The sequence below is a fragment of the Methanothermobacter sp. K4 genome (assembly GCF_022014235.1).
Taxonomy (GTDB): Archaea; Methanobacteriota; Methanobacteria; order Methanobacteriales; family Methanothermobacteraceae; genus Methanothermobacter.
Window position 1 is genome coordinate 70,252 of sequence record NZ_JAKLTD010000003.1, and the last position, 14,433, is coordinate 84,684.

The following is a 14,433-nucleotide window of genomic DNA, read 5'->3' on the forward strand; positions in this document are numbered from 1 at the left end:
TTTTCAGGTGATGGTATGAAATGCTATGTATGTGCAGAGCAGGGAAAGGATACCGATGCTGTGGCCATATGCATTGTCTGCGGTATGGGCCTCTGCACTGAACACGCAATACGTGAGGAAACAGAGGTATGGAGTGGCGGCTACCCATTCCCTGCAGAGAAGGTCAGGGGAACCCTGCCCAGGATACTCTGCCCCTACTGCTACAACGTCATGAAGGAGGACTAGCATGGTATCCCTTACAAAAAGGTGCATAGCTGAGTTTATAGGAACCTTCTTCCTGGTGTTCTTTGGTGCCGGGTCAGCCGCAGTAACACTCATGATAGCATCGGGTGGCACATCCCCCAACCCATTCAATATTGGAATAGGGCTCCTTGGGGGCCTCGGGGACTGGGTTGCGATAGGCCTCGCCTTTGGTTTTGCAATAGCTGCCAGCATATATGCCCTGGGAAACATCTCGGGCTGCCACATAAACCCGGCAGTTACCATAGGGTTGTGGTCTGTTAAGAAGTTCCCTGGACGTGAAGTCGTACCCTACATCATCGCACAGCTCCTTGGAGCTGCATTCGGGAGCTTCATATTCCTCCAGTGTGCCGGTATAGGAGCGGCCACCGTTGGCGGGCTGGGGGCAACAGCACCATTCCCTGGGATCAGCTACTGGCAGGCAATGCTTGCAGAGATAGTTGGTACATTCCTCCTCATGATCACCGCAATGGGTGTTGCCGTTGATAGGAGGGCCCCTAAGGGATTTGCAGGGATAGTTATAGGGCTCACGGTTGCCGGTATAATCACAACACTGGGTAACATAAGTGGAAGCTCACTGAACCCGGCACGTACCTTCGGTCCCTACCTCAATGACATGATCTTCGCAGGCACTAACCTCTGGAACTACTACCCCATCTATGTCATAGGCCCCATTGTGGGGGCGGTTCTTGCAGCACTCACCTACCAGTATCTCACATCGGAATAACTCACCTTTATTTTTTAGGAGATAAATATCATAGACTCATCCTGTAAGCGCGACGCATATGGTCCCCACGACATTTTCTTTGATGGGTGTTTCTGTGAGGATGGCATTTGTCAAACCTATGAGGTTGAATCCCGGTGTGAAAAGTGCGCTGATCAGCAGTGTCACGGTAAAGCCATGATCATAGCATCCACCAGCGTCTCTGATAACCCCCTTCAAACCGGTCATGGACAGTATAGCCATGATATCTGAAATGAGAATACAGGCCGCTGAATCAATAGGGTCCCCTGAGACAGCATAGAAGAATGTGGTCACCCTGCAGCCACCTGATAGAACTATAGCTGCAGTTATGGCAAAAACCGCCACTAGAGTTTATAAACATTATATTTCATAGCTTTTCTCCTCTTTTAAAAAATAATTGGTTTCTGTTGTATTAACTAGGAATTTTGGAGTGTTTTTGTGTTCCATGTGCTTGATGTTATCAGCTGTTTATTTTCTCAATGTAGACGACTTTTATCATGGGGAGTTCTTTATCTTTGAGTTCAGGCGTGGTTGTGTCCTCTGCAGGGTAGAAGTATTCACCATATGCTTTTATATGGTCTCCCTTTTTTATTGGGGTTGTTCCGGCGTAGCTTAGGAGTATGTAGTCTGGTGTAGTGTTGATCTTGAGGGCAATGAAGGTTTCCTGCGGTTTGACACCGTATGATTCCCCCTTTTTATACACTGTTCCCTCAACCCAGACCTTCTGACCGTTGAGGGCGTATGGATTCTCCCTTGAAGTGGAAAGGTCAATTGCACGGCACTCCTCCTTATATTTCACGGCTTCAGCGCCTGTTAAGGGTTTAGCGAGATTATCCCCACTGGATGGAAGGGGAATACCTGTTATAAGAAGCTCACTCACCCCGTAACCCACAAAAAAGCCAGCAAGAAGACCAAGAATCAGAAAATGCCTTCTATCCATACTTTTCACCTCTTAATGGCTATGACTCTTAGTTCATAGTGCGGATCATAGACTCTGTACCAGCCCCATACTTCTCTGTAAAGTGGAAAAGTTCCAAATATTGTATGTATACCTCCTACAACCTCTTTGTGCCACCCACAGACCCACCGATATTCTACACGCACGTATACTTTCCTGTATTCCGTGTAGCTTGTGTGATATCTTCCTTTTATGTTTTCAATTTTTTCTGGCGATGGTTCTTCTGTGGTGTTTTCTGAGATGTTATCCCCTGTTCCGTCCGCTGATGTGCTGTTTCCAGTTATGAGTAGTGCTACACCACTGTATTCCTCTTTAAATTCTTCAAGCGGTCTTGATATCTTCCCGAGGCTGGGGTCTGCCAGTGAAACTGTCTCATTATCCACATCTCTTATGACACTGTAATGACCGTCCATGTAGACTATCATCCCAGGTTTCAGGTTTTCTACAGAAACCCTCTTTGCGACTGCATTCACGCCTTTTGCCTTTGCTGCTTTGATGAGTCCCTCCATTGTTGTTCCGTCTTCTGTGGTCTCGGCGAGGTCTGCGAGTTCGTCTTCGGTTGTGTTTATTCTGAGGTTCTGGAGTAGTGTGGCGAGTGCTGCCGGCCCGCAGGTGTAGTTCCTGGTCTGCATAACCACTCCTGTGGTGTCGGCTGTGATGTTATCGTCTATGGTGAACTCTGCTGGATCCGTGAAGTTCCCTTCAGGGTTATCTGCTGTGGATAGTTCCATGGGATCGGTGGGGTTGTTGTTATCCTGTGGGGTTTCTGCGGCCGCAGCAGCGTTAAAGGATACTGCGAATGTGAAGAGAATCAGCAAACCCCAAAGAAACGACTTTCTCATCCATCATCACCACCATAAACTGATAATAAACCTATAAGAAAAACTCATATATATTACGATTCACTTTTAATGTATTAACACATGAAGGATCCTTCAGCATCACTCACCTGGACTCTGTGATAATCAGCAATATGGATATTAAACCTCTCAGAGAATCCCCCCGTGACCATGCTGCCCCTTGAAGTACTGGACTGTTATATTGATATTTTCAGTGTCTTTTTTTCTGGATTTGATGTTATTGGCTCTTTTTCTCCATGTAAAAGGCCGATTGCTGAGCGTATCAATTTATTCTAGTTCATGGTGTTCAGCCAGGGATTTTACTGAAATCAGAAAATAAGGTGTATGTCCCCTGGAGATTCAGGTCATGGTAATTAACCGAATTATTATCCTGGAGACATGATTTCTATAACTAAAGGTTCCTTTTCATGGTAGCAATCTGTTCTTCCCTTCTCTTGAGGCGGGTTGATAGGAGGAAGATCGTTACGGCGACAAACACAAGGAGGAGGAAAGAATACCTGTAACCACCGGTTCCTCCAATGGATGCCACAACACCCCCAATCATGGCGCCCCCCACCAGTTGCCCGGCACTTGAAAGTATATTCAGGAGGGCCTGCCCGGAGGCCCTGTGTTCAGGGGGAGCCTCAGAAAGCATTATGTACCTCAGGGGGGCCCCTATAACTGTTATGAGGCCAAGGCCCATGAGAACCTCTGCCAGTATGAAGAGTCCCAGGGTGGATGATAGAAGGGCCATCATCAGGCACCCTGTTATAAGTATGAGGCTACCTGAGACCATCACGGTCCTTGACCCCACCCTGTCAAGCAGGAAACCGATAACAGGTGCCCCAAGGGTCATTGTCATAACAAATGGAAGTAAACTGAAACTGGCCATGGATTCTGATAGTGAAAGGGCCAGAAGGGCGTAACTTGGTATGAAGACGATGGCCGACTGTGACAGGCCATTACCTGCGGATATCGCAGTTGCAATCCTGACCTCCCTTTCCCTCAGGAGGTCAACCTGTATTATGGGGTCCCCGGCACTGTTTTCAACGCGCCAGAGGATGGGTAGAAGTGCTATGGCGATTAAAAGGGGAAGTGACACGATTGGCCTTGTGATACTCCCGGGGATATCTGCCGTGTCAAGCTGGTTGATGCCAATGGCCAGTGATGTGACAAGTATGGCGAGTATGATGGTCCCCAGGACATCAAAACCACCCTCATCATCCTTAACCGTGACGGGGAGTATGAAGAACCCTGCTATAACAATGATGGCTGCCACCGGGATGTTGATGAGGAACAGCCACTCCCACCCGTAGGGGAGTATGAAGCCTGCAAGCACGGGACCTGCTATTGATGAGAAACCGAACACCGATCCGATGATACCGAGCGCCCTGCCGCGGCTCTCAGGGGGGAACGTGTCCCCTATGAATGCACTTGCAACAGGGAAGATACCCCCGGCACCGAATCCCTGAAGGGATCTTCCGAGGATGAGAAGGGGATATGATGGTGATAGTGCTGTTATGGCGGATCCCGCTGCAAAGAGGGTTATGTCAAGGATGTAAATGTTTCTCCGACCGTACCTGTCTGAGAGCTTTGCCATGACAGGTGTTCCCACCATGAAGAAGAGTATGTATGATGCAAACATCCAGGATGCAAGGCGGGGGTCCACATGGAATGATTTCTCGATTGCAGGAAGCGCCGGGCCGATTATACCTATATCGAGCGCCCCCATGAAGACTCCGGCAAAGAGAAGCACCAGTATTATGTTCCTGCTTTTTGTGTCCATATGAAATATTCAGTGTTCAACTGATAAATCTTTTATCAATTTCAAGGGGGAAAAGAAGGTTTAGAATTTCGTGGTTTAGGGATTTGCGAAAAAGTGTATAGGATTTTGAAAAAGAAAAAGTTTCAGCGAATCTCACTGGTTTATGAGTTTAAGTCCAGTGATCTCCGCTGTATTGGTGTCCAGTGCACGCAGGTCATCAGGGCTGAATTTCCTTATGTCGTCGTGGCCTGCAAGCTGTGCCAGCATCTTGGCCTCCTCGGTCATGGACTTTATGTAATTGGCAACCCTTCTGGCTGCAAGGTCCACGTCCATCCTCTCCCTGAGGACAGGGTCCTGTGTTGCCACACCAACAGGACACTTACCGGTGTAGCACATGCGGCAGGCACGGCATCCCATGGCGATCATTGCACCGGTACCGATGTAGACTGCATCTGCACCCATTGCCATTGCCTTGGCTACGTCGGCACCGCTCCTGATACCACCTGTTATGATGAGGTCAACCTCATCCTTGAGCCCGATATCATTGAGGCCGTTAACCGCCTGCACAAGGGCAGCAAGTGTCGGAACACCTGTATGCTCTATCACAACCTCAGGTGCAGCACCTGTTCCACCCTCCATTCCATCAACTGAGATCACATCTGCACCGGCCTCGGCGGCGATCTGGACGTCCTCGTAGACCCTTCCAGGTCCAAGTTTGACAACAATCGGTACCCTCCAGTCGGTGACCTCCCTGAGGAGTTCTATGTGCTTTGCAAGGTCACCCTCCCTTGTGGCGTCAAGGAAACGGGCAGGGCTGAGGGCATCTGTTCCTTCGGGTATTCCACGGATCTTTGCAACCTCAGGGCTCACCTTCTCTGCCAGGAGGTGCCCCCCCATTCCTGGCTTTGCGCCCTGACCTATCTTGACCTCGATTGCATCTGCCACGTTGAGGTAGTCTGAGGATACACCGAAGCGGCCGCTGGAGTACTGTACCATGAGGTTATCTGCAAGTTCCCTCTCCTCGGGGAGCATTCCACCCTCACCTGTGTTGGCGCAGGATCCCACGAGGGATGTGCCCTTGGCCATGGCCAGTTTGCTCTCCTTGCTGAGGGCACCGAAGGACATACCCGCGATGAGTACAGGGGTCTGGAGGACCAGTGGTTCCTCTGCGAATCTGTCACCCAGCACCACGCTGGTGTTGCAGGGCTCCCTGTACTTGTCAACAGGGGGAATTGATGCCTGGGCAGGGAGTATTATTATATCGTCAAAGTTTGGGAGCCTCCTTTCTGTACCGAATCCCCTGAGGACATATTTACCTGCCTTGGATGTGTACCGGATATCCGCGATTGTCCTTGGGTCCCATATGCTTCCTGCACCGGTTGGCAGAAGAACCGGGCATGCTGCGAGGCATGAACCGCACATGATACACTTGGTCTTATCTATCTCGGCATGGTCCTCGACGATCTCTATTGCGTCTGTGGGACAGACTATTTCACAGGTACCGCAGAATACGCAGAGTCCCTGTGTTGCTGCTGCAAGGTCTGATGATGGTGATGAGGGTGTTATGGATGATGCGCTGGGTTTTTTGATTTCAAAGCCCCTCTGAATGTCGTTCACGTACTCCATAACGTCAAGGGCCTCCAGGCAGCCCTGTTCACAGGCAGCCACACATGCAGGTGTATCCCCAGGGGCTTCCATGCACTGCTGGTCGCACTTAACCATTCCATCCTCTGTGTAGGTTATGGCACCTATGGGGCACATGAGCATGCAGAGTTTGCAGCCCACACATGACTCCTGGCTGATTTTCACCGCACCGTTTTCCCTCTGGATGGCATCCCTGAAGCATCCCCTTGCACATGATGGGTCAACACACTGCTGGCATACAATTGCATGGTATCCCGTGTCCATCTTGTTGAGGAATATGGCACTTCTTCCAAGGACCTCCTCACAGGCCTCCACACACTTGTTGCACCCGTCACATTTTTCAGGTTCTGTTAAGAGTATCTGCACCATTTAAACCACCTAACCGTAGAATGGACGTATCTCCTTGCGCTGTATTTTTTTGAATTCCTCTGGAGAGGCGTCTATTGAGTATCTGCTGAAGAGTGATGATAGCTTGTCCAGGTCGTTCCTTTCAGGTTCCATGACCTTTGCATTGGTTCCGGTTTCGAATTCTCCACCAACGTATATGTTGCCGCCGATTATCCAGTCACCTATATCCTTACCTGTGTCACCCGTTATTATGAGGTCTCCGCTCAGCATGTAGAGACCTGCAAGGTCACCTATGTCTCCATCGATTATGATTACACCGCCCTTGTTGAGCTGCCCGATTCCATCACCTGCGTCTCCATGGACGACTATTGTCCCGTTGTAGGTTCCAAAACCCACACCATCGTCTGCATCGCCATGGACGATTATTTCCCCCGCAGTCATGTTGTTGCCGACGTATCTCCCGGTTTTTCCATGAATCTCTATCTTTGGTCCGTGGTTGAGGGCTCCAACGAAGTCACCGAACCGTCCACTGAGGATGAACTCTGCATCCTCCCTTATACCCACAACAATGGAGTCCAGTTCAGCGTTGCTCTCTATGCTGAATTTCTTTATGTTCTCCCTCAGCCCTTCCTTTATCTTCCTGTTGATGTCCCTTGTTGAGAGACCATCACCTGCGATTTTCATCTCCTGAACAGTCATCTAACATCCCCTGTTATTTAGTCTTCTTTGGTGAACATTTTCCACATGTGATAATTTAAGGATTCCCATTTCTGGAAATCAGATGTATACAATTATATATTATGATGAGACTATTATCTACTATATTGAGATTCGTAAATGGTGATGGTATGAAGACACTTGTGAGTAACCTGAGGGGAAGGTGCCTCTTTGATGTGGCTGTGAAGGCCCAGATAGATGGGCTTATATCAGTACAGGCAGAGGACTTCAATGACTCATGTCTTGAAAAGTTCATAAAGGGGGGCATTATTCGGGTTGAGGGGCGAAACCCGATCGAGGCTGCCAGAAAGATAGCAGAGGTTATAAGGGGCGCTAAAAAGCATGGGGAGGTCTATGTTGCATTTGATGGAAGTGACCTTGGAGGTCTACTATCATTTTTGGCCCACCGTGAGGGAGTGGCAGGTATCTACACATGTTTTGGGGATTCTGCGGTGCGTTTACCCCCACTGAAACTTGACATATCTGATACCAGGCTCAGGATACTCGAGGCCCTTGAGGAGGAAAGTCTCAATGCGGTTTTAATTGCAAGGAAGGTTGGCATTTCAAGGGCTATGGTCTACAAGCACCTCTCCGGTCTGATGGATATGGGGCTTGTGGAACAGTCCCAGATGTTTGAGAGGTACTCAATTACCGATGCGGGTAAACTTGTTATAATCTAAAAGGAGGTTAGGACACGGTTTTACAAAAAAAGGATTGGTTTGAGGCTTGCGTATCACTGGTGCGGTTTTACAAAAAAAAGGATTGGTTTGAAGGTTGCGTTTATCAATAATACAGTGAAAATGTTTATTCCATTGGGTATCCAACCCTGAGCCTGTAGGATGCCCTCTCACTTATGAGCACAGTTCCAGGCACAAAGAAATCATCAAATTCGGCAACCTTCTCCTTCATACAGGGCTTCAACTCATCCTTGCTGGCATATGATGCACACTCATCACTCTCCAGTATACCCTTCCTCACAAGCTCAATGTACCTCATCTTCAGAGTTTCATCATCAAGAACGCTCATCATAATCACCAATATTTAGTATATCCCACCATAATATATAATTTTTGCAGTGCAATTCCCATATGATATAAGTATTTATACTACATTGGACAATACTATATACAATGTACAGAAAATGAAATTTTCTGCCAGCATAATAAAGAAGATTTAAGGGACCTGAAATGATTAAAAGACCTTTAAATTACAGTAAAAACGATGAAAACTATTCCATAATGTTAAAAACAGTTGTTGAACACCTCAAAGATCAGGGATACGATTTAAAGGTGAATAACGGTAAAAGGAAACTCAGACCACGTATGCTGAAGGGTTTTCTTCCTGATGTCCATGCCCTTAATGGTTCCGATGAGATTATAGTTGAGATAAGCACTGATAATGGTGATATAAGAAAATGGAGAAGATTTGCATATACAGATGGCATCAGGTTCTGGATAGTTGCACCCTACGCCATCGCGGATTCTGTGAAAACATGTGTCGAGACATTTTCAATACCCGCAGAGGTTTACGCCTGTAACGGTACAATGAAACTCAAACGTTTACTGTAAATCTTTTTATTTTTTCTGTTATTTCTCATGGAATTTTACAGTATGTTAATTTTATACTTGAATTTTTATTATTAAACGGCTTCTCTCACAAAAGGTTTATATGGGGAGAATATAATTTATTTATAAAAATTCTCTGATTACTGTGAGGTTGAGATGAGGTCTATTTTTATAGCCGCACTCCTGATTCTTGTGGCATTACAGATTCAGGGGGCATCAGCATGGTCTGTAAAGAATCATCATGATATTGCAGAGAGGGTCTATCATGCAATGCCCTCTGATGTTCAAAACCGTCTGAGCCTTGATGAGATGAAGAATGGGGCAGATGACCCTGACACGGTTTTCTTTGATTTTGAATATCATGTATACCCATATAACCTTGAAAAGGCCAGTTTCTGGTTAGATCAGGGGAAAATCAGCTATGATTCAGGTAACTACACTTATTCCAGTTACTGCTATGGTGTTGCAAGCCACTACATCTCTGATGGAATCTGCGGTCCACACAAATCCCCTGGATCCAGCAGGTACCTCCACACGGTCTATGAGATACGTGCAATGATGCTTGAACCTGTAATGGTTCCTGTCCCCCATGACCCTGAAGGGGAGGCAATGAAACTCTGGAGTTCCTGGGTTTCTGATGGTGACGACTCATGCATATCAGGGGCACTTGACCTGGCATGCAGTGTATCCTATAGGGAGATCATGGGGTCAATAGGGTCATAATAGTTTCTTGTCAAATTTTGAGATTTTAGCGGTATATGGTCTCATTGGGACTCTGTAATACTGGTTTTAGCCAGATGTTGGGCTGGGAGTTCAATATCATTGTTTCGAAAGAATAAGGCTGTAATACTGGTTTTAGCCAAATGTTGAGGCTATCCAGTCACCTGTGTAGTGTGTTATCACTATAATCATGATTGCCACCATGAGATGCTCACCAAGCACCCTCCAGAGGGGCGCATTCTGTGACCTTGCAATATGCACACTCAGAATACCAAGAAGTAGAAGGCCCCAGATGACTGACACTGCGATCGCAACCGTCAGGTCCAGTAAAAGAACAGGTAAGAGGAACGTGATGGCAAAGACGAATTTGCTCATGAGCGTTGCAATGGTGGACTCCCACACCTCAACTTCGCTGTGCCGGTTTTCAGACTCCTCGGCGATGTGTATGCCCATGGCATCAGAGAAGGCGTCGGCTATTGCTATTGTGAGCACACCTCCAATCACCGCAAGCCTTGAATGGGTGCCTGAATGGAGTCCCACCATAAGGCCAAGGGTGGTTATTATGGCAGATGTAAGACCGAAGCTGAAGCCGGTCTTTAATGAGTGTCTCATGGGTTTTTAACTCTTTATTTCATCATTATATCCAGCACGCCGGGTCTTGATTTCTTCTTCTGCCCTCCGAGGATTCCAGATTCAAGAAACTCCCTGTTGGCCCTCCTGTTGATTTCAGCGAAGATCATCCTGTAGGCCTGGCACTGATGGTCGACACCGTCTATCCTCCTCACTCCATTCTCAACTGTTATGGCATTGTATGGGCATCCACCGAGGCAGTATCTGTAGAATTCACAGTCACCGCATTCATCATCAACCATTTTTCTCCACTCATAGAGGGATCTGAGGGCATCACTCTCATTGAGTTCCTCCATGCTGGGCCTATCAGATACGTTACCCATTATGTAATCCTTCATACCCACGAAGCGATAACAGGGGTATATATCCCCGTAGGGATCAACTGCAAATGTATTCCCCACACAGTCCGCGTGTGTGCACACAACACCCCTGCGGAGGAACGCGCTCTTTGCAAAGTGGTCAATGTTCTGTATTTCGATTTCACCAAAGTGCTCAAGGTACCTCTCAAGGAGGTAGAGGAGAAGATCCCCGTACTCCTCTGCGGTTATGGCCCACTCCTCGGGGTCAGGGCTCTTGAGGGATGGGAGGGCCGGGTGGAGCTTCATATTCATTTTATTCTCAAGGAAGAACTCGAATATATCCTCCTTTCTCCTTATGGAGTGGGATGTGAATGTGCTTATGAAGCTCACCTTCAGACCGTGCCTCCTGGCTATCTCATAACCCTTCATGGTTTTATCGAAGTAACCATCACCCCTCTGGTGATCATTTATCTCCCTTGGACCATCAAGGCTTGAGCCGATGGGTATGCTGTACTCTGCAAAGAGCTCAGCCAGTTCGTTGGTCATGAGCCACAGGTTTGTCTGGATGGCAAACGCGGGCTTTAGAAAATCAAGTTCAGCGGATATCAGCTCCAGAGTTGTCCTGTAAAATTCGTAGCCTGCAAGGAGAGGTTCTCCTCCATGGAATGTGAATGTGGCGGGTTCTTTTCTGAAATCCCTCAGCCATGAAACCATTTCCCTCACTGTTTCAGTGTCCATTACCTTGGAGTCCCGGTCAACACCCCAGCAGTAGCTGCAGTCCGAGGGACAGTTCATTGATGGGATGATCATAACATGGAACGCCATTCAATCACCTAATCAGCGGTTTCAAAGACATGGCCACATTTTTCACAGACGATTTCCTTCATGGACGTCCTTGACTTGTGCTCATCCAGGAATCTTCTCTTAACAACCTTGTCCCGGCAGCCGCACACAGGGCACTCCTTCAGAAACTCCTCCATCTTCATGTTCAGACCTCTATTATCTCTTCCACCACATATTTACCGCCACAGGGACACTCCTCTATTCGATCTCCAAGTTGGTAGGGTGGTGTTCTACCTTCAACTTCAAGGGTCCTCTTCGCCCTGCAGAGGTCACAGTACGCATTGACTATCCACATCATGTAACCTAGATATATATGGTCTGATATATAAGGTTGTAAGGGGGTCGTTTTTTTGACTGAGAGTCCAGATTATGAGGTTGAACTGGGGGACGGTGACTTTGAGATAAGGCGCTATCCGGGTTACATTCTCGCGCAGGTGGATGTTGAGGGAAACTTCAGGGATGCGATGCTGAGGGGATTTTCCATCCTTGCAGACTACATTTTCGGTAATAACCGGCGCAGGGAGGAGATCCCAATGACATCCCCTGTAACGGGAGTCAGGCTGGGAGAGAAAATACCAATGGCGGCACCGGTGACAGAGGAGAGGGTCGATGAGGGGGGAGTCTACAGGATATCATTTACAATGCCATCCTCATACACCCTTGAAACACTTCCAGAGCCCATTGACAAACGTATAAGGTTCAGGGTTGAGAAAAATCAGAGGTTTGCCGTCTATAAATTTTCAGGAAGGGTCAATGAGAGAATGGTTGAGGAGAAAATTGCTGAATTCAGGGAATGGCTCAGAAAAAATTCCATAAAACCCGGGTCCAGCTTTATAATTGCCCAGTACAACCATCCCGCAGTTCCCGGTTTCCTGCGGAGGAATGAGATCCTTGTGAAGATATGAATGGGGGGATCTGATGAATGAGATTGAAAGGAACCGTTACTTCCTGAAGGACAGTATAAGGAAAAGGATTGATTTTTCAAAAACACCCCAGAGCATGGGGGTGGCTGCACCACCATTCGAGAAGCCGTGGTCAGAGGATGCTGAAATGGTGGACCTCCCGGTACTTGACTGGGCCGAAATGGTGGATGTGAATATTGTAAGCTGCATAAGAAACCGTAAGAGCCGCAGGAGTTACACTGACAGGCCACTCAAACTTGAGGAACTTTCATTTCTTCTCTGGGCCACGCAGGGGATAAGGATGATTGCAGGTCACAGTGCCTTCCGCACCGTCCCATCAGCCGGATGCAGACACACCTTTGAAACGTACCTCGCAGTCTTCAATGTGGAGGGCCTTGAGGTGGGCCTCTACAGGTACATACCATCGGTGCACCGCTTGCTGGTGGAGTACCTTGACGATAACCTCTCCCAGAGGATAGTGGAGGCATCCTTCGACCAGCGATTCACCGGAGAATCCGCTGTGACATTCATCTGGACCACGATACCATACAGGATGGAGTGGAGGTATGGTCTTGCGGCCCACAGGGTGATCCTCATTGACGCGGGACATGTCTGCCAGAACCTCTACCTTGCCTGCGAGGCCATAGGTGCCGGTACATGTGCGGTTGCAGCCTATGACCAGGAGTACCTTGATGAGGTGCTGGGGGTTGATGGTGTGGATGAATTCGCCATTTACATGGCACCCGTTGGAAAGGTTTAAGAAAAATTGAAGTGTGGTTTTACCTTCACCATGAGGAGCCACATAAAAAATTTAAATTTTCACGGATGAGGGTAGCTGCATTTTTTTACTGGATGTGTGGGTTCTTGTAATCCCTGAGTACATTCTGAGGAGGTCCCTGTAGCCTATTATTCCATTTTCGAACATTATATAGTTTGGTGCCCTAAGATACCTTCTCATGTACCTGTTGACATCGGCTGCAAGTTTCCGGTATTCGGTCCTTGAGAGGTAACCATGGAATGTGCTCTTGACGCCAGGATTTGAGGGTCCCCTTACCTTTATGTACCTTATGGGTCCGTTCATGTAGTCTGTTACCATGAGAAGGAATGTTTCTGGTCTGTAACCATTGTAGGTTCTTTTGAGTTTCCTGCCGTTTTTCAGGTCAGTGTGTATTCCATCAGCCACACCAGCCATCACCGCAGGGTCAATGCGGTGGTATGCTATGAGTTTGCTGTTGTAGAATCTCCCATTCTTCTGAACAATCCCTGGAGTTTCATTCAGGATTCGCATGATCTCCGATGCAATGAAGCGGCACTTCTCCTCCCATGAGGCACCGGGACAGTCAATGTTTGGCTGTATGATTCTTACACCTGCGGAGGTGAGGAACCTGTAAGGGTATTTGATACCTGCAAAGTACCTGGTGGAGAAGTTGTCATCCCATGCTCTTCTCAGCATGTAGGTATTTTTGAGGTTGAGCCGCCCTGTATTTACAAATATCACGCCCTTGGATGTGGTTGCTGCAAGTTTAGCGACTTCCCTCATTGCCCCGGGGCAGGAGGCTGCAAGGTAAATCGCGACTCCGCCCTGAGGAGTGCAGCTTATGGCACGGCAACCCTCACCTGGTTTCGGGGCTTTGGGGTCCACTGTAACATTGTGTTCACTTTCGTTTTCAATGCAGCTCTTGATGAGGTTGAGGTTTTCAATGTCAGAGGAGCAGTTGCCTGTTATGCAGTCTGATGTGAGGAATATATCAACTGCAGCTGCGCCACTGAGATTCACTGAAAAAAGGACAAGGGCTGTCATGAACAGTATAACTCCCTTCAATTGCAAACTATCACCTTTATAAACCTCTCTTAGCGGCCCTTTAAGTAATTTTTCAGGAAGATTTATATAAGATGAGGTTCTACATATTAAGCCCCGAATTTTCTATTATAATCCTTTAATGGTGATAATTTGGTTCCTGAGATAAAACAGAAGTGTTTGATCTGTGGTGAGCAGTGGATTGATGGAAAAGAGACATGCCCGTACTGTGGAGGTAAAAATAAGACTGCAAGTATAGATTCCAAGAATGATCTTGCCCTCCTGAGATCACTTAACAGCATCCTGAAAAAGGAAAAGGTTTCAGAATAAAACCTATCAAACTTTTATTTATATATCTGAAAAAGGGAAATCAGAGTCCATATCATGCACTGTTTCACGTTTTCCCGTACTATTGCTGGT

General features: G+C 47.5%; 20 protein-coding genes. 8 read left to right on the forward strand and 12 right to left on the reverse strand.

The features are described 5' to 3' along the window. The first annotated feature begins 15 nt into the window (after positions 1-15). Positions 16-225 carry a DUF2180 family protein gene (locus L5462_RS07180; protein ID WP_237780098.1) on the forward strand — a complete coding sequence of 70 codons (210 nt, stop codon included), beginning with the start codon at positions 16-18 and terminating at the stop codon, positions 223-225. 1 nt (position 226) lies between these two features. Next, positions 227-967 carry an aquaporin AqpM gene (gene aqpM, locus L5462_RS07185; RefSeq protein WP_237780099.1) on the forward strand — a complete coding sequence of 247 codons (741 nt, stop codon included), beginning with the start codon at positions 227-229 and terminating at the stop codon, positions 965-967. Positions 968-1,003: 36 nt separating this feature from the next. Here the strand turns inward: aqpM and L5462_RS07190 are convergent, their stop codons facing one another. From L5462_RS07190 to L5462_RS07215, 6 genes are all read right to left on the reverse strand, one after another. Continuing rightward, positions 1,004-1,330, reverse strand: a complete 327-nt coding sequence (locus L5462_RS07190; protein ID WP_237780100.1) for a hypothetical protein — start codon at positions 1,328-1,330, stop codon at positions 1,004-1,006. Positions 1,331-1,445: 115 nt separating this feature from the next. After that, positions 1,446-1,925, reverse strand: coding sequence for a hypothetical protein (locus tag L5462_RS07195; protein ID WP_237780101.1), 480 nt, complete (start codon positions 1,923-1,925; stop codon positions 1,446-1,448). A 5-nt stretch (positions 1,926-1,930) separates the two neighbouring features. Then, positions 1,931-2,785, reverse strand: coding sequence for a C39 family peptidase (locus L5462_RS07200; RefSeq protein ID WP_237780102.1), 855 nt, complete (start codon positions 2,783-2,785; stop codon positions 1,931-1,933). Between the two features lie 409 nt (positions 2,786-3,194). After that, positions 3,195-4,568 carry an MFS transporter gene (locus L5462_RS07205; RefSeq protein WP_237780103.1) on the reverse strand — a complete coding sequence of 458 codons (1,374 nt, stop codon included), beginning with the start codon at positions 4,566-4,568 and terminating at the stop codon, positions 3,195-3,197. A gap of 132 nt (positions 4,569-4,700) precedes the next feature. Further along, the gene (locus L5462_RS07210) at positions 4,701-6,560 is read right to left on the reverse strand and encodes a glutamate synthase-related protein (protein WP_237780104.1); all 1,860 of its coding nucleotides are present in this window, start codon (positions 6,558-6,560) and stop codon (positions 4,701-4,703) included. 9 nt (positions 6,561-6,569) lie between these two features. After that, positions 6,570-7,238 (reverse strand): tributyrin esterase, encoded by a 669-nt coding sequence (locus tag L5462_RS07215; protein ID WP_237780105.1) that lies wholly within the window; start codon positions 7,236-7,238, stop codon positions 6,570-6,572. A 149-nt stretch (positions 7,239-7,387) separates the two neighbouring features. On the opposite strand from L5462_RS07215, the gene L5462_RS07220 reads away from it, so the two are divergent. Further along, positions 7,388-7,936 carry an ArsR family transcriptional regulator gene (locus L5462_RS07220; RefSeq protein ID WP_237780106.1) on the forward strand — a complete coding sequence of 183 codons (549 nt, stop codon included), beginning with the start codon at positions 7,388-7,390 and terminating at the stop codon, positions 7,934-7,936. 124 nt (positions 7,937-8,060) lie between these two features. Here L5462_RS07220 and L5462_RS07225 read toward each other — a convergent pair whose 3' ends face one another. Further along, the gene (locus tag L5462_RS07225; protein WP_237780107.1) at positions 8,061-8,282 is read right to left on the reverse strand and encodes a hypothetical protein; all 222 of its coding nucleotides are present in this window, start codon (positions 8,280-8,282) and stop codon (positions 8,061-8,063) included. Between the two features lie 161 nt (positions 8,283-8,443). Here L5462_RS07225 and L5462_RS07230 point away from each other — a divergent pair, with 161 nt between their 5' ends. Together L5462_RS07230 and L5462_RS07235 are read left to right on the forward strand one after the other, a co-directional pair. Beyond that, positions 8,444-8,824 carry a hypothetical protein gene (locus L5462_RS07230; RefSeq protein ID WP_237780108.1) on the forward strand — a complete coding sequence of 127 codons (381 nt, stop codon included), beginning with the start codon at positions 8,444-8,446 and terminating at the stop codon, positions 8,822-8,824. Between the two features lie 153 nt (positions 8,825-8,977). Then, entirely contained in the window at positions 8,978-9,544 is a 567-nt protein-coding gene (locus L5462_RS07235; RefSeq protein WP_237780109.1) for a zinc dependent phospholipase C family protein, read from the forward strand. Positions 9,545-9,676: 132 nt separating this feature from the next. Here L5462_RS07235 and L5462_RS07240 read toward each other — a convergent pair whose 3' ends face one another. The 4 genes from L5462_RS07240 to L5462_RS07255 are packed head-to-tail and all read right to left on the reverse strand — an operon-like array spanning position 9,677 to position 11,611. Next, positions 9,677-10,153 (reverse strand): hypothetical protein, encoded by a 477-nt coding sequence (locus tag L5462_RS07240; RefSeq protein WP_237780110.1) that lies wholly within the window; start codon positions 10,151-10,153, stop codon positions 9,677-9,679. A gap of 14 nt (positions 10,154-10,167) precedes the next feature. Further along, positions 10,168-11,295 carry a TIGR04083 family peptide-modifying radical SAM enzyme gene (locus L5462_RS07245; RefSeq protein WP_237780111.1) on the reverse strand — a complete coding sequence of 376 codons (1,128 nt, stop codon included), beginning with the start codon at positions 11,293-11,295 and terminating at the stop codon, positions 10,168-10,170. 8 nt (positions 11,296-11,303) lie between these two features. After that, on the reverse strand, positions 11,304-11,456 hold the full coding sequence (locus tag L5462_RS07250) for a TIGR04165 family Cys-rich peptide (protein ID WP_237780112.1): 153 nt from the start codon (positions 11,454-11,456) through the stop codon (positions 11,304-11,306). Positions 11,457-11,458: 2 nt separating this feature from the next. Next, positions 11,459-11,611, reverse strand: a complete 153-nt coding sequence (locus L5462_RS07255) for a hypothetical protein (protein ID WP_237780113.1) — start codon at positions 11,609-11,611, stop codon at positions 11,459-11,461. A 52-nt stretch (positions 11,612-11,663) separates the two neighbouring features. Here L5462_RS07255 and L5462_RS07260 point away from each other — a divergent pair, with 52 nt between their 5' ends. Together L5462_RS07260 and L5462_RS07265 are read left to right on the forward strand one after the other, a co-directional pair. Beyond that, positions 11,664-12,218 (forward strand): heme-binding protein, encoded by a 555-nt coding sequence (locus tag L5462_RS07260; RefSeq protein ID WP_237780114.1) that lies wholly within the window; start codon positions 11,664-11,666, stop codon positions 12,216-12,218. Positions 12,219-12,231: 13 nt separating this feature from the next. Beyond that, complete coding sequence (locus L5462_RS07265; protein WP_237780115.1) at positions 12,232-12,975, forward strand: SagB/ThcOx family dehydrogenase; 744 nt, start codon at positions 12,232-12,234, stop codon at positions 12,973-12,975. 51 nt (positions 12,976-13,026) lie between these two features. Here L5462_RS07265 and L5462_RS07270 read toward each other — a convergent pair whose 3' ends face one another. Then, positions 13,027-14,043 carry a pseudomurein-binding repeat-containing protein gene (locus tag L5462_RS07270; protein WP_237780116.1) on the reverse strand — a complete coding sequence of 339 codons (1,017 nt, stop codon included), beginning with the start codon at positions 14,041-14,043 and terminating at the stop codon, positions 13,027-13,029. 123 nt (positions 14,044-14,166) lie between these two features. Between L5462_RS07270 and L5462_RS07275 the strand changes: the two genes are divergently transcribed. Then, complete coding sequence (locus L5462_RS07275; RefSeq protein WP_237780117.1) at positions 14,167-14,343, forward strand: hypothetical protein; 177 nt, start codon at positions 14,167-14,169, stop codon at positions 14,341-14,343. Positions 14,344-14,433: the final 90 nt, after the last annotated feature.

Excerpts from the sequence above, each read along its gene's own strand:
- L5462_RS07235 (WP_237780109.1), top strand. The coding sequence starts at position 8,978 with ATGAGGTCTATTTTTATAGCCGCACTCCTGATTCTTGTGGCATTACAG.
- L5462_RS07220 (WP_237780106.1), top strand. The coding sequence starts at position 7,388 with ATGAAGACACTTGTGAGTAACCTGAGGGGAAGGTGCCTCTTTGATGTG.
- L5462_RS07245 (WP_237780111.1), bottom strand. The coding sequence starts at position 11,295 with ATGGCGTTCCATGTTATGATCATCCCATCAATGAACTGTCCCTCGGAC.
- L5462_RS07250 (WP_237780112.1), bottom strand. The coding sequence starts at position 11,456 with ATGAAGATGGAGGAGTTTCTGAAGGAGTGCCCTGTGTGCGGCTGCCGG.
- L5462_RS07180 (WP_237780098.1), top strand. The coding sequence starts at position 16 with ATGAAATGCTATGTATGTGCAGAGCAGGGAAAGGATACCGATGCTGTG.
- L5462_RS07195 (WP_237780101.1), bottom strand. The coding sequence starts at position 1,925 with ATGGATAGAAGGCATTTTCTGATTCTTGGTCTTCTTGCTGGCTTTTTT.
- L5462_RS07215 (WP_237780105.1), bottom strand. The coding sequence starts at position 7,238 with ATGACTGTTCAGGAGATGAAAATCGCAGGTGATGGTCTCTCAACAAGG.
- L5462_RS07255 (WP_237780113.1), bottom strand. The coding sequence starts at position 11,611 with ATGATGTGGATAGTCAATGCGTACTGTGACCTCTGCAGGGCGAAGAGG.
- L5462_RS07225 (WP_237780107.1), bottom strand. The coding sequence starts at position 8,282 with ATGAGCGTTCTTGATGATGAAACTCTGAAGATGAGGTACATTGAGCTT.
- L5462_RS07230 (WP_237780108.1), top strand. The coding sequence starts at position 8,444 with ATGATTAAAAGACCTTTAAATTACAGTAAAAACGATGAAAACTATTCC.
- L5462_RS07205 (WP_237780103.1), bottom strand. The coding sequence starts at position 4,568 with ATGGACACAAAAAGCAGGAACATAATACTGGTGCTTCTCTTTGCCGGA.
- L5462_RS07200 (WP_237780102.1), bottom strand. The coding sequence starts at position 2,785 with ATGAGAAAGTCGTTTCTTTGGGGTTTGCTGATTCTCTTCACATTCGCA.
- L5462_RS07265 (WP_237780115.1), top strand. The coding sequence starts at position 12,232 with ATGAATGAGATTGAAAGGAACCGTTACTTCCTGAAGGACAGTATAAGG.
- L5462_RS07210 (WP_237780104.1), bottom strand. The coding sequence starts at position 6,560 with ATGGTGCAGATACTCTTAACAGAACCTGAAAAATGTGACGGGTGCAAC.
- aqpM (WP_237780099.1), top strand. The coding sequence starts at position 227 with ATGGTATCCCTTACAAAAAGGTGCATAGCTGAGTTTATAGGAACCTTC.
- L5462_RS07240 (WP_237780110.1), bottom strand. The coding sequence starts at position 10,153 with ATGAGACACTCATTAAAGACCGGCTTCAGCTTCGGTCTTACATCTGCC.